Origin of the sequence: Robertmurraya kyonggiensis (genome assembly GCF_005116465.1) — a bacterium.
Taxonomy (GTDB): Bacteria; Bacillota; Bacilli; order Bacillales; family Cytobacillaceae; genus Robertmurraya; species Robertmurraya kyonggiensis.
This window is the reverse complement of record NZ_SWBM01000001.1, coordinates 1,146,444-1,173,423: the sequence shown is the minus strand read 5'-3', so window position 1 is coordinate 1,173,423 and position 26,980 is coordinate 1,146,444. Positions and strand designations below refer to the sequence as shown.

Genomic DNA, 26,980 nt, shown 5'->3' with positions numbered 1-26,980 from the left:
GAACGATACGAAATCATCCAAGTATACATAGACCAAAATAACCCAAACTAACAGAGGAAAGGATTGCAATGATTTACCAAAAATTCATAAGCATGAAGAGGGAAAAACTCAAATAAGGATCTATTTTTTGAAACGTTAGTTCTAATATATTTCAAATTATATTCACTTAAGAGTTCAATAAGGAAAGTGGACCATGGATACCATAATCTATTTTTTGCTTTGTATGGGTTACCTCATTTTATTGTTCATTGGAATTCATTTAGCGAAACATCACGGATGGAAAAATAGTGGGAATGTCCTGATGCTAGTGATTCTCGCTTTAATTTATGATAACGGAATTCTAGCACTTGGAAAATATGTAGGTGAAGGAGACTTACTGAAAACATTAAACCTAGTGAGATACTGGTTACATGCTTTCTTCACACCCTTACTTGTCCTATTTGCCTGGAATACTTTAACGAAGGTAAATCTTCCATGGACAAAAACAAGTATGATTCAATGGCTTGTTGTCGTATTTACTCTATGTTTAATGCTCATTGAACTTACCACAGTTGTTTGGGGTATTTCTCTCGAATCGAGCTGGAAGTTTGGCGTGTTAAGCTATAAGGAAGCAGGAGACACTGGTGGTCCTCCCATCATGATAATTAGTGTCTCAATCATCTTGTTAATTACATCTATCATCGTTTGGTGGAGAGAAAAATGGCCATGGTATTGCGTAGGAGTCTTATTTTTGGGAATCATACCGATTGGTCACTTTCTTCTAAAAACTGGAGCTTTTCATAATATATCGGAGTTCATTTTAATGATGTTTCTGCTCACTACAAAAGCTCACCAGGATCGAATTAGTTCCTCCTCAAGGTAGGAGGAACAATTTCTTTAGCGCCTCTTACACACTCTCCAATTAGTCGGCCCAAGGTTCTTGCTAAAGACGGGCATCAGCAAGGAAGAACGACCCCGATCCCGATCCTGTTAATCTCACGCGTGCTTGAAAGACCTTGTTGAAGAGCGCTTGCGATTCCCATAAAAACACCCCAATTGAGTTCACTCAGATACCAAAGAGGAAAGACGTAGCATTTGTCATATCGCGAATGAAAGTTTCGCCGTCAACTTCCCCTTTAATAATCCCTCACATACCAACCCGACACCGCTGGAAATTTCACATGTTCCTTCTTCAAATCCCGAAAAGTGAGGGTTTCGTTTCCCCTCACCAGTTCGTATTCTAGCAATTGTTGCTGACAGTTCAGAGGTGGTTTGTGGTAGGTTTTTATATAAAACTGAGTTGCTTCCTCTTGACTGGCTGCAAAGATGAAAACAAATTTGTTTTGGTCCATTTTGAGTGAGAATATTTTGATAGGATGAAATCCTAATTTATTTTCTTTGATCATCGCAGCTACTTGTTCGTGATTGGCCTTCTCCAAGTCAACATTGGAGACATCATCGTCTAAGGTGATCTGCTTATTTTCGAGGAGATGCTGGATATAATAGGCTAACATCGGCTCTTCATAGTGAATAGAATCGAGATAGAGCGTTCTAACCTTCATGATTGTGCTCCATTATTTTTCCTGTATATTCGTTATATTTAACTATGACGGTACCTGTTGGGCCATTTCGGTTCTTGGCGACGATGATCTCAAGAGAATCATCTTTTAGCGCTCTATCATAATATTTTTCACGAAATAGAAAAAGAATTAGATCGGCATCCTGCTCGATACTCCCAGATTCACGGATATCGGACATTTGTGGTCGTTTAATGGCTCTTGATTCGACACTTCGGTTCAGCTGTGCTAAGCAAATCATAGGGCAGTTAAACTCTTTTGCGATCTTTTTCAAATTTCTCGATATCTCCGACACCTGGTAATGGGTATTTCCGCCGTAAATATCATTAGCTTGAATTAACGTTAGGTAATCGATGAAAATAATGGGCTTTTTGTCTGAAAACTGATGCATGAGTTTTCTAATTTTGGCTCGCATTTCAGGAATGGACTGGCTAGAGCGATCAAAGATTTGAATATTTGTTTCGTTGACTTCATTTATGACACCGGGCCACTTTTCTTTTTGCTTATCCTTCAACCATTTTGCTGTATTCCGTAGTTTCATTCGATTAAATTCTCCAGTAGAGGCAACAAGTCTAGAGGTGAGTAATTTTTGAGGCATTTCCAGTGAGAAAATAATAGGCAAATAACCACACCACCCCGCTTCCTTGGCAAAGTGAAGCATCACGTCCGTCTTCCCCATCGACGGTCTTGCTGCAAGGATGGCAACCTCACCATCCTGCCAACCACCTGTCAATTTATCCATCTCATTGATGCCAGACGTAGCCGTCAGTACCTGTTCCCCTTCTTCCCATGGCGAATTATAGATATCTGCTAAGCAGTCTGTGATCGAATGGTAGTCATCTACCTTCCTTTCGCTGATTTTTTCTAGGCGCTCGATGACATCTCCAATTTCCCAATCGTTCATTGCGCCCAAGGTCAAGATACTCCGCTTTTCCCGTTCCCTCCATAGCTCTAGGATAAGTCCCTCCACTTCCTCAAACTTATCGAGCGCTCCATGGGACTGAAGATCAGCTAAATAGGAAACTCCTCCGAACGACTCTAAATTTGGGATCGTTGTCAGTGTAATTAGATCTGTCTTCTTACCTGATTGTTCAAGTTCTACCATCCTTCTCAACAATTCCTGATGACGAGTCTCTTGAAGATGCTCTGGACGAATAGTGGTATCTTTGATTAGGTAATGCTCCTTCATCAAGCAGCCAAGAAACACTTTTTCAACAATCATCATCACTCTCTCCAGCGTTGATATCGTAATTAGAGTTTCTAGGAATATCTCTTCCCATTGGTGCAGGTGCACGATTCAAATTTTTCGACAATCGTTCCTTAAAAGCAAGCTGTCCAGCATGGACATCATCGATCGTTTGATAGCCGCGATCGGCCCAATAACGAAGGATCGCCTCTACATACTTCCAGTTCTTTCCCCCATATTCTACTGCTTGTTTCATTGCCTCTAAAACCAACTCATCGGACAGATCTATACACCACGCAGAAATCCTATCACTAATGTGAACGCCTATTGTCCCAAAACCATTTTTTTCGAAAAAGGTGAATGGATTTTCATGACCGCGTACGCCAACTTCTTCATCTTCGCTTTTCTTCTCTGGGGTAATCTCTGAAGTAGTCTCTGGTAATGCTTCGTCCAAAATGGACGGTGATGGCGACCAGTCTGGCTCATGTTGTTGCTCAGATTGGTCTGCCACTTCTGGAGATTTATCAGGTTCATCAGTTCGATTGGACAATTCAAGTAGACAATTCTTTTTGCCTCTATTCTTCCGTTCTGGCTCCTCCTTACAAAGTTCCGCGATTAATTCATAATTAACCCTGTACCATTTGGTTTTGTCATTCTTATAGATATTGTAATTTCCCGTAATGATTAATTCTACTTTCTCAAGCCTCGTCACAATTCGCCGAATCGTCGTGTGTGACCAAAATGGAAAATGCTCATTCCAACTTTCATAGCTGTTATATACCCACTTTTGTCCATCATGGACATGCTTGCTGTTGGTCTGCCAATAATGAAGCTGCTGAATAAAAATGTCCTCATTCAACCCCACCATTTCTGCTAATCTAGGTGATAACAATATCGGATGATCCTCAATGACTAGTTTGCTCATTTGCTAACTCCTCCTTGAAATGTTCATTTCGTTCTCACACTTTATATATGGATTTGTTAGCAAAAAGGACAGGCAGAATTAAAAAATTTGGGCAAAAAAAAGAACGGAATTTATGCTTCCTTCATTCTTTTCCTCTGCAAAATTCCTTCAACTACATCAGTTGATAATTGATATCACGAAGTTCTGGTTTAATAAAATGGCAACCGTGTTAAACTATGGAAAGTTATTTTAGTGAGGGACGTGTCTCTGATGAATTTTTTCCAAAGTCAAGAATCACTTACAACAATGGAGTGGATTCTTCGTGCGGTTGTTGCTTATTTCTTTCTATTAATTGTAACGAGAGCTTTAGGTCAACGTGCCATCTCTCAATTAAGACCGCTTGATTTTGCTATGGCGTTGGTTATTGGAAATATAATTGCTCATCCTCTATCAGACGAACATCTCGGGTTAAAAGGGTCTATCATCACCACCATTGTATTAGTGGCCCTATATATCATGAGCATTTTTATTATTTTAAAATGGCCATGGGCTAGAAAAATTATGACCCCTGAACCAATTACCATCGTTAAGGATGGAGAAATCATTTACAAGGGATTAAAAAGAGCAAGGATCACGTTGGATTTACTATTAGAAGAATTACGGGAAGAAAAAATCTATGATGTAAAGAAAGTAGCTTTAGCTATTTGGGAGGCACACGGAAAGTTCTCGATTTTCTTGGACCCAATACACGAGCCTTTAACTCCTTCAACGATGCAGACGGGGACTCATCCATTCGATTTTCCGAAGACCATTATTAAAGAAGGAAAACTGAATAAAAAGGAATTACAACGTACTACTCATAACGAAGAATGGGTTGTTACAGAATTAGCAAGCCAATATCATACCGAAGTAAAAGATGTTTTACTTGCTACATTAGATAGTCAAGATAATCTTAATGTATTTTTATATAAATAAGAGGCTTAAATCATTTCAGTTGATTTAAGCCTCTTTACTTATAAATTCTCTAACGAAATTTAAAGCTGTATCACTCGTAGTTGCTCTGTAACAATCAACTCTGCTTCAGTAGAGTTAATAATGTCCTGCACCGTGTAGCCTTCAGCCACTTCAACTAATTTCAATCCATCTTTCGTTACATCAATCACCGCGTAATCGGTGATAATACGGTCTACAACATTTTTACCCGTTAATGGTAACGAACATGTTTTTAGAATTTTCGGTTGTCCGACCTTGTTCACGTGTTCCATGATGACGATGATTTTTTTGGCGCCGTGGACTAAGTCCATGGCTCCACCCATTCCCTTGATCATTTTACCTGGAATCATCCAGTTCGCTAAATCTCCAGTCTCAGAAACTTCCATTCCTCCTAGGATGGCTAAGTCGATATGGCCACCGCGGATCATGGCGAATGATTCGGCGTTGTTAAAGAAGCTTGCTCCTGGAATCGCGGTTACGGTTTCTTTTCCGGCGTTTATTAAATCAGGATCTACTTCTTCATTTGTTGGGTAAGGACCAATCCCAAGTAATCCATTCTCGGATTGTAAAACGACATTCTTATTTTCAGAGATGTAATTGGCCACCATCGTTGGCATCCCGATTCCTAAGTTGACATAGAAGCCATCTTGAATTTCCTTTTCAGCTCTTTGTGCAATTTGTATTCTAATATCCTTTGTCATCTTTGTCCCTCCTCTATATTATGCTTGAACTATAAGTCGTTCGATTCGCTTTTCATGTGTTCCAACAATCAGACCCTGTACATAAATACTTGGTGTATGAATTTGATCTGGGTCTAGGTCTCCCACTTCGACAATTTCCTCTACTTCAACAATCGTGATTTTTCCTGCTGCTGCCATGATTGGGTTGAAGTTTTGTGCTGTTTTTCGATAGATGACATTGCCCATCTTGTCTGCTTTCCACGCCTTAATTAAGCTAAAATCAGCCGTAAGGGATTCTTCGAGTAAATATTCTTTGCCTTGAAACTCTCTTGTTTCTCTTCCTTCTGCGATAGGTGTCCCGACTCCAGCTGGAGTATAGAATGCAGGAATCCCTGCGCCACCTGCACGAATCTTCTCTGCCAAAGAACCTTGTGGAGTTAGTTCCACTTCTAATTCCCCGTTTAGTACTTGTCTTTCGAACTCTTTATTTTCACCTACATAAGAAGAGATCATCTTCTTGATTTGTTTGTTTTTCAGTAACAGTCCAAGTCCCCAGTCATCAACTCCACAGTTATTGGAGATAACTGTTAAATCTTTCACATTTTTTTCACACAGAGCTTGGATAAGGTTCTCTGGAATCCCTACAAGTCCAAATCCCCCAACCATAAGTGTCATACCATCTTTAATTTCAGCTACAGCTTCTTCAAAACTAGTAAATATCTTTTTCATCTAATCGTCCCTTATTTTCATAGTTTTCGATAATCGTGGCTACACCTTGACCGCCACCGATGCATAACGTTGCTAAACCATATTTTCCATTTAGACGTTTTAATTCATGAATTAAGGTAGTGAGAATTCTTGCACCACTAGCCCCAATGGGATGGCCTAAGGCAATAGCTCCTCCATTGACATTTAAGATCTCATTTGGAAATTGAAGTTCTTTTCCAACAGCTAGTGCTTGAGCCGCAAAAGCTTCATTGGCTTCGATTAAATCAAGGTCACTTACTGTAAGCTCCGCTTTATTTAATGCTTTTTTCGTTGCTGGAACTGGTCCAATCCCCATAACACTAGGGTCGACACCTGCACTAGCATTCGCACGAATTGTCACTAACGGTTCGATTCCAAGTTCATTTGCTTTCTGAAGGCTCATCATTAGCACTGCAGCCGCTCCGTCATTTATGCCTGATGCATTCCCTGCCGTGACACTTCCATCCTTCTTAAAGGCTGGACGTAGTTTTGCTAATTTCTCAACAGTTGTACCCGACTTCACATATTCATCTGTATCAAAAATAATCGGATCACCTTTACGTTGTGGAATTTCTACAGCAACAATTTCATCTGTGAATTTCCCTTCGTTTATAGCGGTTGTTGCTTTTTCCTGGCTCCATGCAGAAAATGCATCTTGCTCTTCACGTGTTAGTTCGTATTTGTCACAAATATTTTCAGCAGTGATGCCCATATGATAATCATTAAAGGCACACCATAATCCGTCTTGAATCATACTATCGATGAACTTCTGATGTCCCATTCGATAACCATCTCTAGCACCCATCGATAAGTATGGTGCTTGACTCATATTTTCCATCCCACCTGCCACGACGATTTCGGCATCTCCTGTTGAAATCGCTTGTGCTGCTAAATGGACCGCTTTTAGCCCTGAACCACATACTTTATTTAAGGTAAAAGCAGATACATGCTCTGGAATACCTGCGAGGATTGCTGATTGTCTTGCTGGGTTTTGACCAAGACCGGCTTGAAGCACATTCCCCATGATTACTTCATCAATTTGCTCACCAGAGACACCTGTTTGTTCAATAACTGCTTTAATCACATGTGCACCTAATTGGACAGCACTGACATCTTTTAAGCTTCCTCCAAATTGACCAATCGGTGCTCTTAAAGCGCTTACAATTACAATGTCATTGTTACTCATTATCTCTTCCTCCCAGTTTGTTCTGAATTTTCATTATCTACTTATTTATTAATTTACAGCATCCATACTTATGAGTAAAATGAATATTAGGTATATCAAATATTCCAAAAAAGAATAAATGGTGATAAACATGGAACTAAAGGATCTTCGTTATTTTACCGAAGTAGCTAATTACGGAAGCTTCACAAAAGCTGCAGCAAGTACCTTTATCTCACAACCAACATTAAGTAAAGCGATTAAGAAATTGGAATCAGAGCTCAAGGTTGAACTGTTTGAACGCTCCACAAGAACATTAACGTTGACGGATGCGGGCGAAATTGTCCTAAGGCAAGCTAGCAAAATATTAGGAGCTACGGATGAGCTTTCTGTTTTACTGGATGATTTAATCAATCTTCCTACGGGAAAAATTAAGATTGGTATTCCTCCTTTAATCGGTACCCTCTTTTTCCCTGCTATTGCGAAAGAATTTAAACAGCGTTATCCGGAGGTAACCCTTGAATTAATTGAACTAGGTGCAAAACGAATTGAGCAACTAGTTGAGGATGGCCAAGTAGATGTGGGAATCGTTGTTTTTCCAATTGACAACGGAAAATTTGATACGACTCCTTTCATTAAAGAAGAATTCATGCTTTATACTAGTCCAAAGAATCCACTTGCTGCATTAGATGAGGTCAATCTTCAACAATTGAAAGATGAACTTTTCATCTTTTTTAATCGGGAGTTCGCTTTACACGAATTAATTATTAATGAATGTCAGAAGGCAGGCTTTTATCCTCAAATCGCATACGAAAGCTCCCAATGGGACTTAATCACTGAGCTCGTTATAGCAGAACTAGGGATTACACTCTTGCCAAAGTCCATTTATCGAAAGATGGACCATGACGCCATTAAGATGGTGAGCTTATCTTCCCCACCGATGTGGGAGCTTGGGTTCATTACCAAAAAAGAAAGATATAAATCCTTTGCTGTAAGAACACTTTTGGAGTTTATTTCTGAAGGAGATAAATAAGAAGAGGCACTTATCCAAATTTGGGTAAGTGCCTCTCTTCTAGATAGAAAGACCGCCATCTACAGGAATCACAGCTCCATTGATATAACTAGAATCATTGCTTGCTAGGAATAAAAATGTATTCGCGATATCTCTTGGAGTACCAAGTCTTTGCAGTGATACTTTCTCTTTCATTCCTTGAAGAACTTGTTCTGGCATCTTTTCTGTCATTGGCGTCATGATAAAGCCCGGAGCCACTGCGTTCACGTTGATTCCTTTACGACCTAACTCTTTCGCCCAAGTCTGAGTCATTGCAATCACAGCTGCTTTTGTTGCCGCATAATTCGTTTGCCCGAAATTCCCCATTCTTCCTACGATACTACTAGTATTAATGATTCTTCCAAAGCCTGCCTCAATCATATGAGGAACAACGGCTTGTGTACAATGAAAGACACCCGTCTGATTAATGGCGATCACGTTATCCCATTGTTCCTGAGACATTTTTACAAGAGTGGAATCCATGGTGATTCCAGCATTATTCAGTAAAATATCTATTCTGCCATAGCGTGCAATAACGTCTTCAACCATCCGATTAACTTGGGCACGTTTCGTCACATCGACTTCCACACCAAATCCGTCTACCTCACTTGCTGTTGCTTCTGCTAATTCCTTGTTATAATCAGCTACAACAACATGTGCCCCTTCACTTGCAAATAGCAAACTTGTTTCTTTTCCGATTCCACCAGCACCGCCAGTAATAATGACCACTTTTCCTTCGAGTTTCATTATTTACACCTACTCCTTTTCTTTTTTAGGCTCTGTTATCATTCATTGTTGATTTTCGAAAAGTGTACCCACTTATCCGGATAAATTCCGTTTATTTTGAAAAATGAATGAATATTAGGTGAAATAGGCGGAGATTTTCCGCTTCAAAGACCTAAAAACCCTTAAAATCATTAAACTGTATAGCTTAACCGGAAAAATTCCGCTTATTTGTAGAGAGATAGGTGAATTTCTTCATTTAGGCGGAATTTTTTCGCTTATTTTTTCAATGTAATAAAATCAACACTCACCTTTAACAGAACTTTTTTTAAACTACGATTGCCACTCCGAACGGTGATAGCTCGGAATGGCAATTCGCACATTTTTTTATCCAATGAACATATTCAAAACTAAGACACCAAGGATTCCATATATAGCAACTAGTGTATACATGAAAGAAACAGATTTAATGGTTTGGCCAACTGTTAGGTTAAAATATTCCTTTGTCATCCAGAAGGAAACATCACTTGGTGGAGCCCATGCAATGGAAGCACTTCCAATTGCTAGTACCATTAATTCAGGGTTAACACCTGTAGCTTCGACAATTGGTAACATAATTCCTGCTGTCGTTAACACGGTTACAGTTGCGGAACCCACGGCCAAGCGAATAATTAAGGCAATAATCCATGCGAGTACAAATGGGGAGATACTCCATCCACTTGTGAAATCAGCAATGTATTCGGCCATTCCACTATCAAGAATAACTTGTTTGAATGCACCGCCCCCGCCGAGGATAAAAATGATTCCACCCATCGATACGAGGGCAGCCTCTACAGTTTTCATTAATTGAGACATCGTTTTTCTCTTTTTGTGTAAACCAAATACGTAAACTGCGATGAGAAGTGAAATGAGTAGTGCCATATCAGCATTTCCGATAAAAGTTAAGATTTTTGTTAGAACCGAATTCTCTGGTAATGAAAAATCTGCGATTACACCGATTAAAATCAAAATAACCGGTAGCAATGTCGTCAAAACAGATGTAGCAAATGATGGGACTTCATTCATGTTGAATTCTTTCTTTGAAACTAGGTGATTTGGAATTTCAATATCCCAATTTTTATATAATTTCGCAAAAAGGATTCCGAAGATATATGTAGCTGGAATGGCTAGTATAAATCCATACCCTAGAACGACACCTAAGTTTGCTCTTAATGCAGCAGAAATCGCAGTTGGTCCTGGGTGAGGAGGTAAAAATACATGTGTGATGGATATTGCTGCTAAAAATGGAATTCCGACTTTCATTAGCTTGACTTTTGCTTCAACAGCAACTGTATAGACGATTGGGATGATTAAAATATAACTAACTTCATAGAATAAGATAATCCCCATAAGGAAGGATGCTATGCAGATGGCCCAATCGACTTTTTTCTGACCAAACATTTGAATGAGAGTCGATGCGATTCTGTTCGCTCCTCCACCTTCAGAAATGATTTTTCCAAAAATGGCACCTAGTCCTATAATGATAGCTAAATGTCCAAGAGTTCCTCCGAGTCCGGTTTCAATCGATGTCACGATTGCTAATGGGTCCATCCCTTGGAAAAGTCCTACGATAATTGCAGAAATAATTAGGGATAGAAATGCATTAAGCTTAAATACGATAACCAATACAAACAATATGACGATCCCTAAGGCCAATGCGATAAGTGGCATATAAACACTCCTCACTATGATTTTTAGATGAAACTTTTCATATTACTTTTAAGTTAGAGCCTCAACTTTTGTCTATGTAGTATTCAGACGCTTTCAGTTGATGGATGAGCTTTTTCGCAAACGTTTCCTTAATTGAATTGGCTTCGTCCGTTTTATATTCGTAAAATCCTTCACCCGTTTTTAGCCCTAATTTTCCTTCTGATACCTTTTGTCGAAGCATTGCGTTTGCTTGCTCCGAATGATCCATCACCTTTAATAAGTTATCACCGACCGTACACCATATATCTAGCCCACCTAAGTCTGCAATTTTTAATTGCCCCGTAGTTGCATAACGGAAAGCGGGCCCAAACTTAAGTGCCTTATCAATATCGTCTGAGGTTGCTGCCCCCATTTCGATCAGTGAGAAAACCTCCCGTGCAATACCTTGCTGAATTCTGTTAGCGATAAGCCCTGGTATATCTTTTAAAACGCGAACGGTTTGCTTTTTAATAGATTGATATAATTCTTCAACTTCTTGAAAAATATCCTCTGGCATATTTCCGAAGTAAGATAGCTCTACAAGCGGCATCAAATGTGCTGGGTTATACCAATGGTTGACGATCATTCTTTCTTTTCGATTTTCACTGATAAACTCCATCATACTCGTTAAACTGAGACTAGATGTATTACTCGCCAAAATCGTATGAGGGGAACAATATTCATCCAATTTTTTATAAAGGTTTTGCTTAAGTTCCAAAATTTCAGGTACCGCCTCAATGACATAGTCTCGGTCCTTGACGGTTGCCTTTAAATCTGTAAAAAGATGAATCCTTTCGAGGGTTGATTCGATTGACTCAGCTTCAATAAAGCTTTCTTCAGACATTAATCTTAATTCCTCAGCTATTTCCTTCTTAGCTGATATTAATTTATTTTCGTCCACATCATACAGATTCACATCATACCCATACATGGCAAATGTTTCTGCAATTCCATGTCCCATTGTACCTGCGCCTAAAACAGCAATTTTTTTTATCATACTCGTTCTCTACTTTCTATATTATTTTTCACACGAATCAACAACAACGAAAAACAATTAGAAATTGGTTCTTTTATTTTGGAGCTTCCTCAAAGTGTTTAATATTATGTGAGAACTCTGGAGGAACCCCCTTTTGCTCAGCTTCTTTCACTAGTTTAACTACAAGGTTGTTAAAAGGAGTTTTGATTCCAACTTCCTCCCCCTTTTTACAAACAAAGCCGTTAATATAGTCAATTTCTGACTTTCTATTTTTCTCTAAATCTTGTAGCATACTTGCTTTAGTTTGGCTATGGGGTGTCCAGACTTCACGGTAAAAGTCCATTTTATTTGGAACATCATGTTCGTCTTGGAGTTCTAAAAATTCCATATCTTTTCCTTGCATCTCTTCTAATTTAATTCCATGTGCATGTGCCACTTTGATTGTTTCATTGGCGATATGTGCTAAGCTATACATGGCCGTTTCGTTTGCTAACACGTCGCCAAATCGACATCCAAGTGCTGCTGACATGCCACTAAAAGTTGCATTCATTAAAAGTTTTGCCCATTTGATCCCCATGATATTATCGGAAACATGGCAATGCCCAACTAAATCCAAAATCTTTCTTACTTCCTCAAGTCGAGGAGTCATCGCTCCATCTAACTCCCCAATGTCGAACGCATAGCTTTTGAGTGTGTGCTCTTCAGTAGCTAGTTCTGAAACACCCGGCCCTATCCATGCTGCCCCAAATCCTACTACTCCACCGAGCGTTCTTTCACGTCCGATTATGGAAGCTACGGAATCCTCAGGTACTCCGTTTTGCAGTGTGCAAACGATACTTTCAGGCGAAAGATGAGGACGTAGTTGATCAAGTGATACTTGATTGTATACTTGCTTGGTTAGTAAAAAGACCAAATCGTACGTGTCAGTCATTTCATCAGGTAATAATGCTTTTACAGGTACAGTTAGATCCATAAAACCTGTAATTTTTGCTCCGGAATGATTTAATGCATCAACATGTTCCTTATTAATATCAATTAGGTCTACTTGTTGTCCACCTGCTGTAATCAAAGCCCCTATGATTGTACCTAAAGAACCAGAACCCATTATTGCGACTCTCATGTTTCTTTTCCTCCTCGTTGAAATGTGAATGGTGTGTACATGAAATATTTCCCTATGTTATGTGGTAAAAATCTGTTTTCGAAGGATTTCCTGTTCTATTTGTAATCGCTTACAATGAAGTGTCTAATTATCAATCATTATTTTTTCATCTATACCCGCAGCCAAAATATAGTTCGGTTTCCTTGGCGAGTGATGCCATTAGAATCAACAAGTATTATGGCTGCTGAGTTAACGTGTAAGGTAGATTTTTCTCCTCTTTGATTATTTAACGCTGTTTTCGTTTTGATTGTTGTTTTTTTCGTAAATGTCCAAAAGCCGACATTTACACTTCCTACAGAGTTCAGTGCTTCATATTATTTTTGCACGGCACTTTTCGCGCTTTTACTGTTTTAATTAATTAATTATTATCTTAAAGCAACAATCTTCGCGAAAAGAGCCTTATTTAACCACACCAGACTCGTTTTTTAGGTCACGTAATTTTCTTAGTTTATCCAGTCCTAATATTTTCCTGGCTTCGTTTGGCGTAGCAATATCTCTTCCTAACGTTGTTGATAAATCTACGATTCTATCTACAAATTGAGCATTTGTCTTGGCCAATTCTCCTCTGCGAAAGTATACACTGTCCTCCATCCCAACTCGAACATGGCCTCCTAGTAAAATACTCATCGTATTAATCGTTAATTGCTCTTTGCTTGCTCCAATTGCAGACCATGTTGAACCTTCAGGTAAGTTGTCAGCTAAGAACATGAGATTTTTTGGAGTTGCCGCCATTCCACCGTGTATACCTAACACGAATTGGAAATGAAACGGAGGATCAATAAGACCTTTCCTGATGATTCGTTTTGTGTTATCAATCATCCCAACATCGAATACTTCAATTTCAGGCTTTATGTAATATTCTTGCATTTTACTAGCCAATTTTTCTAGGAAGATCGGTGTGTTATGGAATACGTCTGAACCAAAGTTCATGGTTCCAGCATCAAAAGTAGCCATCTCGGTTTTTAATTCACATACACGAATTCGATCTTCATCGTTCATGAAAATTCCACCCGCTGTAGTTAAGTTGATAATGATATCACATTTGTCCTGGATACGTTCAACAACTTCTCTATTCGTATTCAGGTCAAGTGTATTGTTACCGCTTACATCTTTAACATGAATGTGAGCGATGGACGCGCCAGCTTTCCATGCTTCGTAAACGGAGTCTGCAATTTCTTTCGGAGTAAGTGGTAGATAAGGAGTATGCTCACGTGTTGTCTGTGATCCAGTAGGTGCAACAGTAATGATTAACTTTTCCATGATTGATTCCCCCTTTGAAATATAGAACTTCTAACGAAACGTTTCGGTAACAACTGAAATACTACTCAGTTGAATATGTATAGAGTTTTAGCTATTTACATTGCATTATTGATGATGTTCGTGAATAGGAAACACACCACTTTTACTTTATTAGCGAAACGTTTCGTTGATTTGATTATTAGTATAAATGTAAACGTTTTTAAAATCAACAGAATATTTTCAAAAAAATAAAATTTGAACAATAAGAAAAAGATCAGTGAATCCCACTTACAGATGTACAACGGGAATAAAAAGCGGAATTCTATCTATCTTTGAGAATTATTCAATGAACAAAAAAAAAGACAATTTCATAGATGAATTAATTCTTCTATGAAACCATCTTTCTTACCCTTACAAAACCTAGGTATTCCTATTAACACCGCAACTTTCACGCACGACTAATGATGGAGTAAGGATAATCTGTCTGTCAGCCATGGCCTCTTTTTCCTTAATGACCTGTAAAAGTAACTCCATCGACAGCTTGCCCATTTCATAAGAAGAATGATCCACGCTAGATAACGGAACAAGAAAATGTTCAGAAAAAGCACTATTATCGTTTCCCATAACAGCTATATCATCTGGAACGCGAATGCCGGCATCTCTAAGTCCCTTAATAACTCCGAAAGCTACGACATCACTCACGGTACAAATTGCTTCTGGTAACTGCTCCACTTCCATCAACATTTTTTTGACATTATTATATCCAGAGTCCAAAGAGTATTCCCCTTCAAACACAAGCTTTGGATCAACGTCTAGACCATGTTCCATCATACAACTGATAAATCCCGATCTTCTTTCCCTTGCCGTGTTTATTTTTAGGTCGCCACCAAAAAATGCAATTCGTTTGTACCCCTGTCTCACTAAATGATTAACAGCTAGTTCGGAACTGAGTGTATTATTTATGCCAACAAAATTTTTATCATAAAATGGAGGTTTGCGATTAATTAATACATATTTTAACCCTGTTTTTTCAATTTCGTTTAAGTCCGCCGACGTTGCAATATTTGCTAATAGGAGGCCATCAACTTGTTTTTCTAGCATAAGTTCTAAATAAGTTGAAATTCGATTATGTTCATTTGATGTATTGCATAGAATGACATTGAAATTATGATCGAATGCCACGTCTTCAATCCCTTTAATCATTGGTGGATAAAATGGATTGAGAATATCTGTCACGATTACCCCTATCGTCTCGGTACTCTTTTTCTTCAAACTTCGTGCAACTGCATTAGGTCTGTAATTTAGTTCTTTGATTGCATCGGTTACTCGTTTCGTAAGTTCTGGACTAACATATGCTGATTGATTTATAACAGCCGACACTGTTGAGAGAGAAACATTAGCTTTTTTTGAAATGTCCTTCATCGTTGCCATCTACAATAACCTCCGCATAAAACGTATCTATAGCTTTAATTTATATTAAATTTTGAAAGTTTTCAATTTGTAACTAAAGCATAATAGGAAATTCACTTTTCAACCTATTTTCTTATGAAAAAACTTATTGAGACGTCCTGAACGCAAAACGTGTGTATAAGCTACATGGTATCTGAGTATAAGTGTAATAATATCATAGTAAAAAGACATGCATTATTTAAGTAGCCGGTCCATATATTTGATTGACAGTTTTAACCTTAGTAAAAGTTTCAAAATATTTCATTGACAAAAAAATCATAAAAGTATTATAGTAGAACTCCTACTAATAAAGCGTTGACATTCTTGTATTTATACATATTTTGAAAGGGTGAATGAACATGAATAAAGAACAATTGGTTGAAAGTGCTCGTAAGATCATGGAAAATGCCTATATTCCTTATTCGAAATTCCCGGTTGGTGCTGCATTGTTACTGAAAGATGGCACTGTTATTAATGGAGTGAACGTGGAAAACGTATCATTTGGAGCAACAAATTGTGCCGAGAGAACAGCGATTTTTACCGCAATCGCTCAAGGGTACAAAAAAGGTGATTTCCAAGCAATCGCAGTGGCTGGTGCTACTCAGGATTACCTTTCACCTTGTAGCATTTGTAGACAAGTAATGGTAGAATTCTGTTCACCAGAAATGCCCGTTTATTTAACAAATGAGAAGGAAGAAATATTAGAATTAACTCTAAAAGAATTAGTACCTTACGCATTCTCAACACTTGATATGTGACGAAAAAAAGGGTCAGACCACCACACTGGGGTCTGGCCATTTCTCATTTATAAAGTCTTCTCCCTTTTTATCAACCACGCCATCGGCCAATAGGTTATACAGAACACCACGATTGCAGCAATTTCCAGATTGATATAATACCAAATCCCGTTGCCAAAAAAAGATAAGATCGTTTCGTTATCTGTTGGGCTCGCCAAGTAGAAGAAGTTCGTGTCGAGCAGTTGATTTAATACATAAATTGGAACGGCGATGATATTTAAAATGAGTAAACTATGGATAATGGCTTTTTTCGGAACTCGATAATTTTCGATTAGAATAAAATACAAAACTGATAATGGAATGGCGGAATGATGAAGGAAATATTTAAAGAAACGAAAATGAGGAAAATGGTATTCGAGTTCAGGTGTGACCATGCTTAAAATCGCTGGAAGCAATCCAATGAAATATAACAAGTTGAACACCTTTTGATTCTTTTTCAAAAATAGAAAGATGGCTAGAAAGGTACTGAGGGAACAGAGCTGCAATGGCAATTCTTTCACTTCCCATTGCCCTGTGAGAATGATCCATGTGTGCTGTAATACCTCACAAACGATTAAAATACTAAATAAAGTCCATTTGATGAGTGCCTTATGTGCTTGAAGCTTCGCCCTGTAATAGATAAATACAAAACAGACAAGAAGGAACAACAGAAACGTCACGATATGTGAGAACGAAAACATGGTGAAATTCTGCATTTCTGTTACAGAAAACATGCGACCACCTCTTTTATAGGGTGAGGTACTGCTTCTAACATTTTATTCATGAAGTATACTTTAGAACACAGTTATGGAAAAATATAGACTTCAACAAAAGACAGGACACCGACTTCATACTCCCTGTCTTTGCACTATCAAACTTGACGCCCAACAAATTCGTTAAGACTTAATTTGGCTACTAGCCTTCGGTAAGAAAAGGTAAAGCCAGGCAGCCGATGATATAATCCCCCCTTTCCGAATCATTTTGTCAGAAGAACCTATTTCAAAGATTTTCTTTTCTGAAGATCTGACAGAATCACAGGGTATATACGATCAATTTTAAAGAAATAGAGGAGTATTAGTTGGATGATCACAAGAGCTACTGGAATATAGAGGTTTAATACCATGATCATTTGATTTGCTAGAGGTGTTTGCTCAGCTACTCCTCCGATGTAACCACCAAAGGCTAGTAACCAGCCGATTAGGCCCATTCCAATTCCTGATCCTACCTTGATACCGAAGCTTGCTGCACTGTTAATAAGGCCTTCTGTTCGCAACTTGAACTGCCATTCACCATATTCTACTGTATCATTTACCATTGCCACTGTAAGTGCAAGACCTGGCATAGCACCAAAGCCTCCGATCGCAGAACCTAACAAAAACGTTGTTAAATTGGTTGGGTCAATCATACGAATAATTCCTCCGAGCATAAATAAGAGACACCCTGCCATTGTCACTTGTCTTTTTCCGAAGCGCTTGACGAGCGGACCTACAAAGAAGAGGCCGATTAACATTGGTGCAGATATCGCTAACCCCACCAATGGGTAATAATTGATATCTCCCAAAATATACTGAGAGTAATATAAGACTGCTCCCTGTGTAAGAGCAATTGTTGCATTGAATGTTACGCTGTAGCTCGTGATGATCCACCAATACTTGTTTTTGAATAATGCACTTAATCCTTGCTTAAGCGGTACGGTTAAACTCATCTCTCCCTGAAGTCCAACCCTTTCTTGAACAAGTCTGAAAGTGACAAACAATGTAATAATGGATAATACGCCATAAAGGATGGAGAGATTTGTCCAACCAATAATTGAGACTAGTGGTTGAGTTAATGTCATCACGATTAAATTTCCAACCATTGTAAAAATTGCTGTATAAATATTAGCTAAGGAGCGACTGTGTTGGTGCTGGGTCATAACACCCATTAAAGTTTTATAAGGAATCATAATCATGGTAATAAAGATGATGAATAAGAAGTAAGTCGTGTAAGCATAAACGAGCTTTCCTGTGTAGCTAATATCGGGTACAGAAAAAAGAAGAACAGTCGTAACTGCAAAAGGAACAGAAATCCAGAGTAACCACGGGCGAGCTTTCCCATATTTTGATTTTGTTCGATCTACGATATAACCCATTCCAACATCTGTTATCCCGTCAAACAATCTAGCCACTAGCATTAACGTCCCCACAGTAGCGGCAGCAAGCCCGACATTATCCGTATAGTAATAGGTTAAGAACGCTCCAATCCATGTTGATATGGCATAAACTCCAAAGCTCCCCAGTCCATAAGACCATAATTCTTTCAGTTTTGGCTGTTCTATTTCAGGCGATTCATATATCCGTATATCCTCTTGTTTGGATTCAAGCATAAGGACTCCCCTTTCGATAAAGCGGAACTTTAATGGATAAAACTAGAATCTAAAAACAGCTTAAGTGTTTTACGCACTATGAAAATAGTAGAAAACCAATCAAAATTGACACCCAGTTGGGTGTTTTGGGAGCAAAGGGTACCGTTTTGACTCAGTACCCTTTAGGCTGTCTGAATAGAAGATTTTATAAAACGCCTGCTTCCACATCAGACATCCTATAAATGTCTTCCATTTTCCTTCCTTTTGCTCTTGTCAGAATTTCGATTCTTACTTGGAGCTGTTTCATGGAAAATTCCGTTGATTCAATTGGCTTGCCAAATGCTGAAATTTCCGCACCTTCATTTCCTTCTGTATTAATTTGAATGGCAAGTGGGGCCAATTCTTGTAATTTATTCATAATGACATCGTATAAATGAGGGTGCTCACAGATCAATCTTTGCAATAGGAATGTACCATATCCTATATGCCTTGATTCATCTCTTTTCAAATACCCAATCCCTTTTAGAAGACCTGGCATATATCCGATATCTTCAAGAGAATTGTAGAATGAATAGTAGCCGGTTTCTGCAAGAACGCCTTCCACAAACATATTGTAGACCGTTGAGGCTTCTGCGATCGCTTCAGGCGATTGATCGGTTTCGATCCGTTGCATGGCCGTTGGCAAAATCTCATAGAATACTTTTTTATAAGTATCGGAATGGAAATGGGATAAATCGCCCTTTTCTCCGATTGTATTCAAAACAATTCGGAAGAACTCTGTGTGCTTGGCTTCCTCAAATAAGAAAGTGGTTAAGAACATTTCTTCTTCTAAACGTCCTTCTTTCGCTATGGCCATTATTAAAGGGAGCAAATCAAGGGTTACAGCTTCTTCACCTGCTTGGAACATCGAAATAAGGCGCAGGATCCCTTCTCGCTGTTCATCATTCATTTTTCTCCAATCTTCAGCGTCCTGTGAAAAATCGATATCAGTCGGATTCCACACACCGAATTTCTTCGCCTTTTGGTAAAGACGATACGGCAACGAATCTTCTATAATCCCCCTGCTACTTGTCGTTAAAATTACTCTTTCTTTCATTTTTTACCCTCCTTCTTTTGAAAGCGATTTCATTTTACTTAAATTAAACCTCGACGAATTTGACTTCTCTATTCGCTACTTGTTGTTGTTCCTCTAGCTGGTCAATGGCTACTTTCGCCACCTTTTCAAGATGCGAGTAGCTATCTCCTAAAACTGCCGCACTTCGTCTCGCTCTTTTGAAAAATAGGTGCATCTCATTTTCCCATGTGAAGCCAATTCCTCCGTGCATTTGGATGGCATCTCCACAAACTTGGATGCCTGCATTCGATGTATAAGATTTAGCAATCGAAATCGCGAGTTCGGCTTCCTCATTATCCGAATCTAAGGCCCAAGCAGCATACTCAACCGCGGCCTTTCCGCTTTCCACCTTCAAATACATGTCTGCTGCCATATGCTTCATTGCTTGAAAACTTCCAATTAATTTTCCAAACTGTGCCCGTTGTTTCGTATATTCAACCGTGTCATATAGTGCTCGCTCGGCACATCCCACAAGTTCCGCAGAAAGAAGCAATGCGCCAAGCTTCCTCATTTGGTCCATTAGCTGTTTGCCGCGTCCCATTCCTATCCCTTTTACGATTGCGCTTTCATCTAAATGATAATTTAAGAGACTTATATCAAACAGTGGATACGTCAAATCAATGGAATTGGCGTCTCGAATGACAAGATTCGTACTTTTTGGATCTATAACAACCAATGTTTCTTCTTCAGATGGAGTACGACCTTTTCCAAGTACTCGAACATTGGCCAAAATAACATCCGCATCCTTGGCAAATGGAACTTCCCTCAATGTCCCATCTAAACAATACCCATTCTCCGTCTTTCTGGACTTTGCATCAACGTTCACCCATGCAATCGTTATTACCTTTTTCCCATTTTCGATTTCATTTACTACACTCGTATGGTTGCTACACGTTTTTAGTGCAGACAGTCCTACCATCGTTTCTAACAATGGATAGGTTAATAGATGTCTACCTGCCTCTTGAGCGACTAATATAGCGTTAACAATCCCTTTTCCGTTTTCATCCGAACCATCTAAATCAATGATTCCGAGTAGTCCTTGGTCACCCAATAGTTTCTGCATCTCTTTTGACATCGTCTTGTCTTCCATAAAGCTTCGCACATGTTCGATCGTGTTCTTATCTTTAAACATGTCTCCTACACTTCTTCTAAGCATCTTCTCTTCATCATTAAGTCCAAAAAACATCCTCTCACCCCTTACCTTGGCATGCCGAGTACTCGTTCAGCAATGATATTTTTTTGAATCTGTGAAGTTCCTGCATAAATGGTTTCCCCGCGAGAACCTAAATCAATATCCTGTAACACGCCACGTCCTACACTCTCTTTTCCCATATAAGGCCCTTCTTCACCCAATACCTCTAACCCGAGTTTGCCCATGTTCAAATGCATCGTTGACCAGAACAATTTTTGCAAAGACGCTTCAGGTCCTAACTTCCCTTCGTTTAAGAGCTGACTGATCGTTTTCAGTCCGTGATAACGAAGGATACGGATTTCAACAAATAGCTCCGCCAACTGTTGACGGTAATAGCTATTTTGACTAATGTTTTCGCCATTCTTATTCAATGATTTACTTATTTGGACTAAAGTATTGAATTCGTTTTGAAAACGAACCTGTCGACCAAGTGCTAATGTTCCTCTTTCAAATCCTAGTGTGCCCATGGCTACATTCCAGCCATTGTTAATGCCACCAACCACATTTTCTTGCGGAATTGACACATTATCAAAGAAGACTTCATTAAAATCTCGATTGCCATTGATTTGAACCAAAGGACGAACGGTGATCCCTTCGCTATTCATCGGAACAAGGAAAAGCGTGATTCCTTTATGTTTAGGAAGCTCATTGTCTGTCCTCGCTAACATGAAACACCAATCTGCATGGTGGGCGAAACTAGTCCAGACCTTCTGACCATTGATCACCCATCTGTCTCCAACTAGTTCAGCACGCGTCTGTATGGCAGCTAAGTCAGAACCGGCGTTTGGCTCCGAGAATCCTTGACACCAGACCTCGTCTCCTTTTAAAAGTGGGGGAAGAAATCGATGTTTTTGTTCTTCTGTACCAAACAACATAAGGGTTGGGGCGAATAGCAATTTCCCTAGAACGTTAATTCCGCCTGGTGCATTGAGCTTACCCGCTTCTTCGTCAAAAATGATTTCTTCCACATGAGTAAGCCCTTGCCCACCATATTCTTTTGGCCAAGATATACCCGCAAAGCCACCCTCATACAACTTTCGATCCCAGTTTCTTAATAGTTTTCCACGTTCAGATTCATCATCGGGCATTTCAAATTCTGGTGTGCCCCATCCTTTGGGAATGTTATGGATGAGCCATTCTCTCGAATGCTGCCTATACTCTTCCTGTTTTTCGTTAAATGAAAGGTCCATATGTACCACCTCTTTTACTTAATTTTTGATACAATAAGGTAAATAAGATTCGATTATTCCCCCCTTAACTTCAATCTATGGTAAAAATAATAGTGGTAGACTTTCAATTATGTCATTTACAGTATATGAATCCTAGATTAGTTTTAATAATATTATAAATATTTTGACTATTCAACACATATTTGTTATCTTTCTCTTAGATGAATGGAACTACATAAGATATTTTGTAAGCGTATACATTGCGTAAGGAGGTTTAATATGCTTCTCACTCATTTAATCGATTTTTCCAAAAGAGAGTATGGTGAATATCCCTTCCTCTATTTCGAGAATCAGGTATACACCAATCTTGATGTTGAAAAATACGCTAAAAAGGTTTCGGTGATGTTAAGAGATCTCGGCATGACTGATGGAGAACGAATCGTTGTCAGCATCCCCAATTGCCCAGAAGTTATCTACTCATACCAAGGTATCCTACGCTCCAGAAGCATTGTCATACCTGTTCTTCATCTATTACATGCTAGTGAAATTCACTATATTCTTAATGATTCTAAAGCTAAGGCAGTATTTACATCTTCTCACATCCTACCAAAATTCCTTGAAGCAGCTAAGGGCCTATCTTATACACCACTTTTTATCGTTGTAGACGAAATTGACGACCCTTCCCTTCTATTCCAACATGAAATGCTCCTTCTTCATGAAACGCTCGATTCGGTTGATGAATCGAATGAAATCATAAAAGATGCAGAGGAGAATGATGTTGCCGTTATCCTCTATACCTCTGGTACAACAGGCAGACCGAAAGGCGTAATGCTTACACATAAAAATCTGTATAGTAATACGAAAACAACCTATGATTTAGCAATGGAAAAAGGGCCATTAAACCGAAAGACGACATTAGGAGTGTTGCCACTTGCTCATGCATTTGGTTTCACGATGATGAACTCTAATATTCTATCTGGAAATTCAGTTGTGATATTTTCTAAATTTGATGTCGAACAAATTTTTGAAAGTATTGAGAAGCACAAAGTATCGTCATTTGCTGCAGTACCAGCCATGATTCACGCCATGGTCGCCTCCCCTCATGCTGAGAATTATGATTTAAGTAGTTTGGAATCGGTAGCATGCGGTTCGGCATCTCTACCAATTGCACTTATTGACGCATTTAAGATCAAATTTAATGCAGAGATTCGCGAAGGCTATGGACTATCTGAAGCTACGACCATTGTTACAACTAGTAGAAATGGGATGCCTGTTAAATATGGCTCCGTAGGTGTACCTATTCCAGGTGTGCAAGTTAGAATCGTGGATGAGCACGGGGGCGATGTCCCACGCGGAGAAATTGGTGAATTACTTGTAAAAGGTGATAATGTGACGCCAGGTTATTATGGTTTAGTAGAAGAAACGAAAAGTACGATAAGAGAAGGATGGCTCTATACGGGTGATCTCGTTCGGATGGATGAAGATGGATACCTCTACATTGTTGATCGTAAGAAGGATCTGGTTATTCGGGGTGGACTTAATATTTACCCTCGAGATGTAGAAGAAGTCCTCGTGAAACATGAAGCTGTTTCGGAAGTGGCGGTCGTTGGCTTACCTGATGAAAAAATGGGTGAGGAAATCGTAGCCTATGTTGTAAAGAAAACGGGTTTTGAAGTGACTAGTGAAGAGATTATTCTATTTAGCCAAGAAAAACTAGCAAAATATAAAACACCTAAGCAAGTCTATTTTGTTCAGCAACTCCCAAGAAACGGTGTTGGGAAGATATTAAAGAAGAAATTAAGAGATATGCATGTGGAGAAACATGACGAAATATTATTGAAAAAAAACAGACCCTGATTGAATAGCTATATCAGGGTCTCATTTGTTGTGGTTTTTTATACCCCTCGCTTATTGCCCCAAATCAAAGTGTGCAATTGCGGAAGTACTCGTATATTTTTCAGCTCAGGATCTTCAATAGTTTTATCAATGAGCCATTCATATTTCTTCAATAAATGATGGACTAGAGATGCTGTGTTTATTGTTTTACTATCATCATTTCCAACCTGCAGGTAAAATAGAATATCGGGATAACGAAGGTGAACTTGTTTGGCGTAGACATAATCTTTGTCATCAAACACAACTACTTTTAGACTTGTTTTCGATGGTGAAAGTCTGCCGATAATCCTATCTAATACTTCAAAATTGGTATCCATTCCGGAGCTTGGCGGTTTCGGTGAGATGGTCAGTTGGTCGATGTCTAGGAACCAATCCTGCCACTTGCTCCCCTGTGTTTCTAATCCAATTTGGATATTGTTTTCTTTTAATAGTGTCACGAAATAGGAAAGATTTTTTAATAGGGCGGGATTTCCACCTGAGATCGTGACAAAAGAAAATCCGTCTCCACCTAATCTCTTTAACTCTTCCCAAATTTCTTCTGCTTCCATTTGTTTGATTAGGTCTTTACCTGAACCATCCCATGTGAAGGACGAATCACACCAAGAACATGAATAATCACAGCCGGCTGTACGGACAAACATCGTTTTTTGACCAATAACCATCCCTTCTCCTTGAATGGTTGGTCCGAAGATTTCCATAACAGGAATTTTACTCACCTTCCATCCACTCCCGTCTTGCCTCTGCATAGCTTGTAGGTGTCTCATATAGACGAATGAATTCTACTCTAGCATCTGGATATTTTGCCAATGATTCTTTGAATTTCTCATAAATCCAAACGACCATATTCTCAGCAGTTGTATTCATTTTCGGCAATGTTTCATTTAGATAGCGATGATCCAAGTAGATTTCGATTTCGTCTTTCCACATCTTTTTGAGATCCCCAAAATCGACTACAAGACCAATCTCATTAACAAAGCCACTCACCCCTACGATGACTTTATAGGTGTGGCCGTGTAGATTTTTGCATTTTCCTTCATAACAATGAAGGTGATGAGCAGCATCAAACATGAACTCTTTGCTCACTAGTACGCGTTTCTTATGATATTGAAGCTCACTTTTTTGAATATCTTGATCGATTTTTTGTAAGTTTTCTACGACTCTAAATCCGAAGAACTCCATTATTTCGCAGCTCCTTCTCGCGTAGAAAGATAGTTATCTAGACCATTCTCTCTGAGCTTGCATGAAGGACATTCGCCACATCCATCACCAATCATTCCGTTGTAGCAGGTTAATGTTTTTTCACGGACAAAGTCTAATGCATTCAAGTCATTTGCAAGTCCCCAAGTCTCGGCCTTGTCTAACCACATTAGTGGTGTGTGAATCACAAACTCCTTATCCATGGACAGATTGATTGACACATTTAACGATTTGACAAAAGAATCACGACAATCTGGGTATCCGCTAAAATCAGTTTCACATACGCCAGTAATGATGTGCTTTGCACCAACTTGACTAGCTAACACAGCTGCAAAGGATAGGAAAATAAGGTTTCGACCTGGAACAAATGTTGAAGGTAACTCCCCATCTTCACCTTCCTTGATCTCGATGTCATCTCTTGTTAGAGCGTTTGGTGCTAACTGATTCAATAAATTCATATCTAATATATGGTGTCTTACATTAAGTTCTTTGGCGATTTCGATGGCGCAATCAATTTCCTGTTTGTGGCGTTGATTGTAGTTGAACGTCACAGCCTCTACTTCTTTAAACGTCTTCAGCGCCCAAAATAGACAGGTTGTGCTATCTTGCCCACCACTAAATACAACAATTGCTTTTTCATCTTTTAACATTTGAAAATCTCCTTTTTCAAAAGAAAAAGCAGTACCCCAAGAATGAAGTACTGCCTCCTCTTAGTTTTTTTAAAGAGGGGTGCTAGAACCTCTACCGTTTTTTGAGGACGGAATTTTATTTTGTTGAAATAATAATAACATAATCTCATACGAAGGGCTATAGGGTTATAGTATGAATCATAAGGTAATCACCTTGGTTATCCTAAGTTGACTATCTTTAATCATTGCCCTTCTAAAATAAAGAAAAAGAGCACCCTTTTGGATGCTATTCTTCAATATATGCTTCTGACGATATAATCGAAATGGTCTCATGATATATTTTCTTCCTTTTTAAGTCATTCAAAAAATGTAAACTTATTAAATCAATAAGGTAAAGTGCGCTTAGGTCTAAACCCGTTGATAAATATGAATTTCTTCCAGGATGAATTGTCCATAGTACTTCATTAGATAACTTTGTCAAATGAGTATTACCATATGCAGTCAGCGATACAAGCATTGCTCCATTACTTTTTGCTTTTTTAACAGAAGTTATCAATTCTCTTGTTTGACCAGAACGTGAAAAAGCTATGAGTAAGTCCCCTTTTTTTAGTAAAGTACTTCTAATGATCATTAAGTGTGGATCTGTCACCGCTTCACAATCAAAACCCATCCTACTTAATCGATAATTTAATTCTTGAGCTGCGAGTCCTGAGCTTCCGAGCCCGTAGATATATATACGTCTTGCATTTGTAATTAATTTGAGCGCCTTAGTTAATGCATCAGAATTATTTAGACCTTGCATATCAGTAAAGATATCGATATATTGACGCCTAATTAAAGAATCTATATCTTCACTTTCTTCATGCCGAGTTTCTCTTGCTAGCTTTACTTTTAATTCAACAAAATTTTTGCAAGACACCTTTCTGCAAAAACGAGTTACTGTGGCAACTGATACACCCGTTTTGTCAGCTATATCTTTAATATTACTTTGCGATGCTTCTGTTGGAGAAGAAAGTAAATAATCCGCTATGCCTCTTTCTTTGTCTGAGAAGGAAGCATATTTCGATTGGATTTCCTTCAAGAGTGTAACCATTGATTACTCCTTTCAAT

The 26,980-nt window shown here is 38.8% G+C and carries 26 protein-coding genes; 5 read left to right on the top strand and 21 right to left on the bottom strand.

The window, feature by feature from the left end; genetic code table 11:
* Positions 1–193: 193 nt before the first annotated feature.
* A complete protein-coding gene (locus FA727_RS05990) occupies positions 194–862 on the top strand; it encodes a hypothetical protein (RefSeq protein WP_136829911.1) in 669 nt (222 codons plus the stop codon).
* 253 nt (positions 863–1,115) lie between these two features.
* Here the strand turns inward: FA727_RS05990 and FA727_RS05985 are convergent, their stop codons facing one another.
* The 3 genes from FA727_RS05985 to FA727_RS05975 are packed head-to-tail and all read right to left on the bottom strand — an operon-like array spanning position 1,116 to position 3,667.
* Positions 1,116–1,541, bottom strand: coding sequence for a hypothetical protein (locus FA727_RS05985; protein ID WP_136829909.1), 426 nt, complete (start codon positions 1,539–1,541; stop codon positions 1,116–1,118).
* Positions 1,531–2,778, bottom strand: a complete 1,248-nt coding sequence (locus FA727_RS05980; RefSeq protein ID WP_246041718.1) for a replicative DNA helicase — start codon at positions 2,776–2,778, stop codon at positions 1,531–1,533. The genes FA727_RS05985 and FA727_RS05980 overlap by 11 nt, the downstream gene beginning before the upstream one ends.
* Complete coding sequence (locus FA727_RS05975; protein WP_136829906.1) at positions 2,768–3,667, bottom strand: DnaD domain-containing protein; 900 nt, start codon at positions 3,665–3,667, stop codon at positions 2,768–2,770. Before FA727_RS05975 ends, FA727_RS05980 begins: the two co-directional genes overlap by 11 nt.
* 249 nt (positions 3,668–3,916) lie before the next feature.
* Here FA727_RS05975 and FA727_RS05970 point away from each other — a divergent pair, with 249 nt between their 5' ends.
* Positions 3,917–4,621, top strand: a complete 705-nt coding sequence (locus FA727_RS05970) for a DUF421 domain-containing protein (RefSeq protein WP_136829904.1) — start codon at positions 3,917–3,919, stop codon at positions 4,619–4,621.
* 59 nt (positions 4,622–4,680) lie between these two features.
* Here the strand turns inward: FA727_RS05970 and FA727_RS05965 are convergent, their stop codons facing one another.
* From FA727_RS05965 to FA727_RS05955, 3 genes are read right to left on the bottom strand one after another with little or no spacing between them, the layout of a single operon-like run.
* On the bottom strand, positions 4,681–5,340 hold the full coding sequence (locus FA727_RS05965) for a CoA transferase subunit B (protein ID WP_136829902.1): 660 nt from the start codon (positions 5,338–5,340) through the stop codon (positions 4,681–4,683).
* Between the two features lie 18 nt (positions 5,341–5,358).
* A complete protein-coding gene (locus tag FA727_RS05960; RefSeq protein ID WP_136829900.1) occupies positions 5,359–6,048 on the bottom strand; it encodes a CoA transferase subunit A in 690 nt (229 codons plus the stop codon).
* On the bottom strand, positions 6,029–7,252 hold the full coding sequence (locus FA727_RS05955) for an acetyl-CoA C-acetyltransferase (RefSeq protein WP_136829898.1): 1,224 nt from the start codon (positions 7,250–7,252) through the stop codon (positions 6,029–6,031). Before FA727_RS05955 ends, FA727_RS05960 begins: the two co-directional genes overlap by 20 nt.
* A gap of 130 nt (positions 7,253–7,382) precedes the next feature.
* On the opposite strand from FA727_RS05955, the gene FA727_RS05950 reads away from it, so the two are divergent.
* Positions 7,383–8,261, top strand: coding sequence for a LysR family transcriptional regulator (locus tag FA727_RS05950; protein ID WP_136829896.1), 879 nt, complete (start codon positions 7,383–7,385; stop codon positions 8,259–8,261).
* A gap of 39 nt (positions 8,262–8,300) precedes the next feature.
* On the opposite strand, the gene fabG is transcribed toward FA727_RS05950, so the two are convergent.
* The 6 genes from fabG to FA727_RS05920 form a co-directional block, all read right to left on the bottom strand.
* Positions 8,301–9,026 (bottom strand): 3-oxoacyl-ACP reductase FabG, encoded by a 726-nt coding sequence (gene fabG / locus FA727_RS05945; protein WP_136829893.1) that lies wholly within the window; start codon positions 9,024–9,026, stop codon positions 8,301–8,303.
* 363 nt (positions 9,027–9,389) lie between these two features.
* On the bottom strand, positions 9,390–10,712 hold the full coding sequence (locus tag FA727_RS05940; RefSeq protein ID WP_136829892.1) for a gluconate:H+ symporter: 1,323 nt from the start codon (positions 10,710–10,712) through the stop codon (positions 9,390–9,392).
* Between the two features lie 61 nt (positions 10,713–10,773).
* Positions 10,774–11,727 carry a 3-hydroxyacyl-CoA dehydrogenase family protein gene (locus tag FA727_RS05935; RefSeq protein ID WP_136829891.1) on the bottom strand — a complete coding sequence of 318 codons (954 nt, stop codon included), beginning with the start codon at positions 11,725–11,727 and terminating at the stop codon, positions 10,774–10,776.
* 73 nt (positions 11,728–11,800) lie between these two features.
* A complete protein-coding gene (locus FA727_RS05930; RefSeq protein WP_136829888.1) occupies positions 11,801–12,826 on the bottom strand; it encodes a ketopantoate reductase family protein in 1,026 nt (341 codons plus the stop codon).
* A 438-nt stretch (positions 12,827–13,264) separates the two neighbouring features.
* The gene (locus FA727_RS05925) at positions 13,265–14,125 is read right to left on the bottom strand and encodes a beta-keto acid cleavage family enzyme (protein WP_136829886.1); all 861 of its coding nucleotides are present in this window, start codon (positions 14,123–14,125) and stop codon (positions 13,265–13,267) included.
* 399 nt (positions 14,126–14,524) lie between these two features.
* Complete coding sequence (locus FA727_RS05920; protein WP_136829884.1) at positions 14,525–15,535, bottom strand: LacI family DNA-binding transcriptional regulator; 1,011 nt, start codon at positions 15,533–15,535, stop codon at positions 14,525–14,527.
* A 377-nt stretch (positions 15,536–15,912) separates the two neighbouring features.
* Between FA727_RS05920 and FA727_RS05915 the strand changes: the two genes are divergently transcribed.
* Positions 15,913–16,311 (top strand): cytidine deaminase, encoded by a 399-nt coding sequence (locus FA727_RS05915; protein WP_136829882.1) that lies wholly within the window; start codon positions 15,913–15,915, stop codon positions 16,309–16,311.
* 47 nt (positions 16,312–16,358) lie between these two features.
* Here FA727_RS05915 and FA727_RS05910 read toward each other — a convergent pair whose 3' ends face one another.
* The 5 genes from FA727_RS05910 to FA727_RS05890 all read right to left on the bottom strand — a co-directional run bounded on the left by FA727_RS05910 (position 16,359) and on the right by FA727_RS05890 (position 22,169).
* Positions 16,359–17,063, bottom strand: coding sequence for a YwaF family protein (locus tag FA727_RS05910; protein WP_136829880.1), 705 nt, complete (start codon positions 17,061–17,063; stop codon positions 16,359–16,361).
* 260 nt (positions 17,064–17,323) lie between these two features.
* A complete protein-coding gene (locus FA727_RS05905; protein ID WP_136829879.1) occupies positions 17,324–18,694 on the bottom strand; it encodes an MFS transporter in 1,371 nt (456 codons plus the stop codon).
* Positions 18,695–18,878: 184 nt separating this feature from the next.
* Positions 18,879–19,769, bottom strand: coding sequence for a R2-like ligand-binding oxidase (locus tag FA727_RS05900; RefSeq protein ID WP_136829877.1), 891 nt, complete (start codon positions 19,767–19,769; stop codon positions 18,879–18,881).
* Positions 19,770–19,812: 43 nt separating this feature from the next.
* Complete coding sequence (locus FA727_RS05895; protein WP_136829875.1) at positions 19,813–20,973, bottom strand: acyl-CoA dehydrogenase family protein; 1,161 nt, start codon at positions 20,971–20,973, stop codon at positions 19,813–19,815.
* 11 nt (positions 20,974–20,984) lie between these two features.
* Entirely contained in the window at positions 20,985–22,169 is a 1,185-nt protein-coding gene (locus tag FA727_RS05890; protein ID WP_136829873.1) for an acyl-CoA dehydrogenase family protein, read from the bottom strand.
* Positions 22,170–22,427: 258 nt separating this feature from the next.
* On the opposite strand from FA727_RS05890, the gene FA727_RS05885 reads away from it, so the two are divergent.
* Positions 22,428–24,005, top strand: a complete 1,578-nt coding sequence (locus tag FA727_RS05885; RefSeq protein ID WP_136829871.1) for a long-chain-fatty-acid--CoA ligase — start codon at positions 22,428–22,430, stop codon at positions 24,003–24,005.
* Between the two features lie 38 nt (positions 24,006–24,043).
* Here FA727_RS05885 and queE read toward each other — a convergent pair whose 3' ends face one another.
* From queE to FA727_RS05865, 4 genes are all read right to left on the bottom strand, one after another.
* Complete coding sequence (queE, locus tag FA727_RS05880) at positions 24,044–24,760, bottom strand: 7-carboxy-7-deazaguanine synthase QueE (protein WP_136829869.1); 717 nt, start codon at positions 24,758–24,760, stop codon at positions 24,044–24,046.
* Positions 24,753–25,226 carry a 6-carboxytetrahydropterin synthase QueD gene (queD, locus tag FA727_RS05875; RefSeq protein ID WP_136829867.1) on the bottom strand — a complete coding sequence of 158 codons (474 nt, stop codon included), beginning with the start codon at positions 25,224–25,226 and terminating at the stop codon, positions 24,753–24,755. Before queD ends, queE begins: the two co-directional genes overlap by 8 nt.
* Positions 25,223–25,891, bottom strand: a complete 669-nt coding sequence (gene queC, locus FA727_RS05870) for a 7-cyano-7-deazaguanine synthase QueC (protein WP_136829865.1) — start codon at positions 25,889–25,891, stop codon at positions 25,223–25,225. Before queC ends, queD begins: the two co-directional genes overlap by 4 nt.
* A 265-nt stretch (positions 25,892–26,156) precedes the next feature.
* Positions 26,157–26,963, bottom strand: coding sequence for a MurR/RpiR family transcriptional regulator (locus FA727_RS05865; RefSeq protein ID WP_136829864.1), 807 nt, complete (start codon positions 26,961–26,963; stop codon positions 26,157–26,159).
* Between the last annotated feature and the right edge of the window lie 17 nt (positions 26,964–26,980).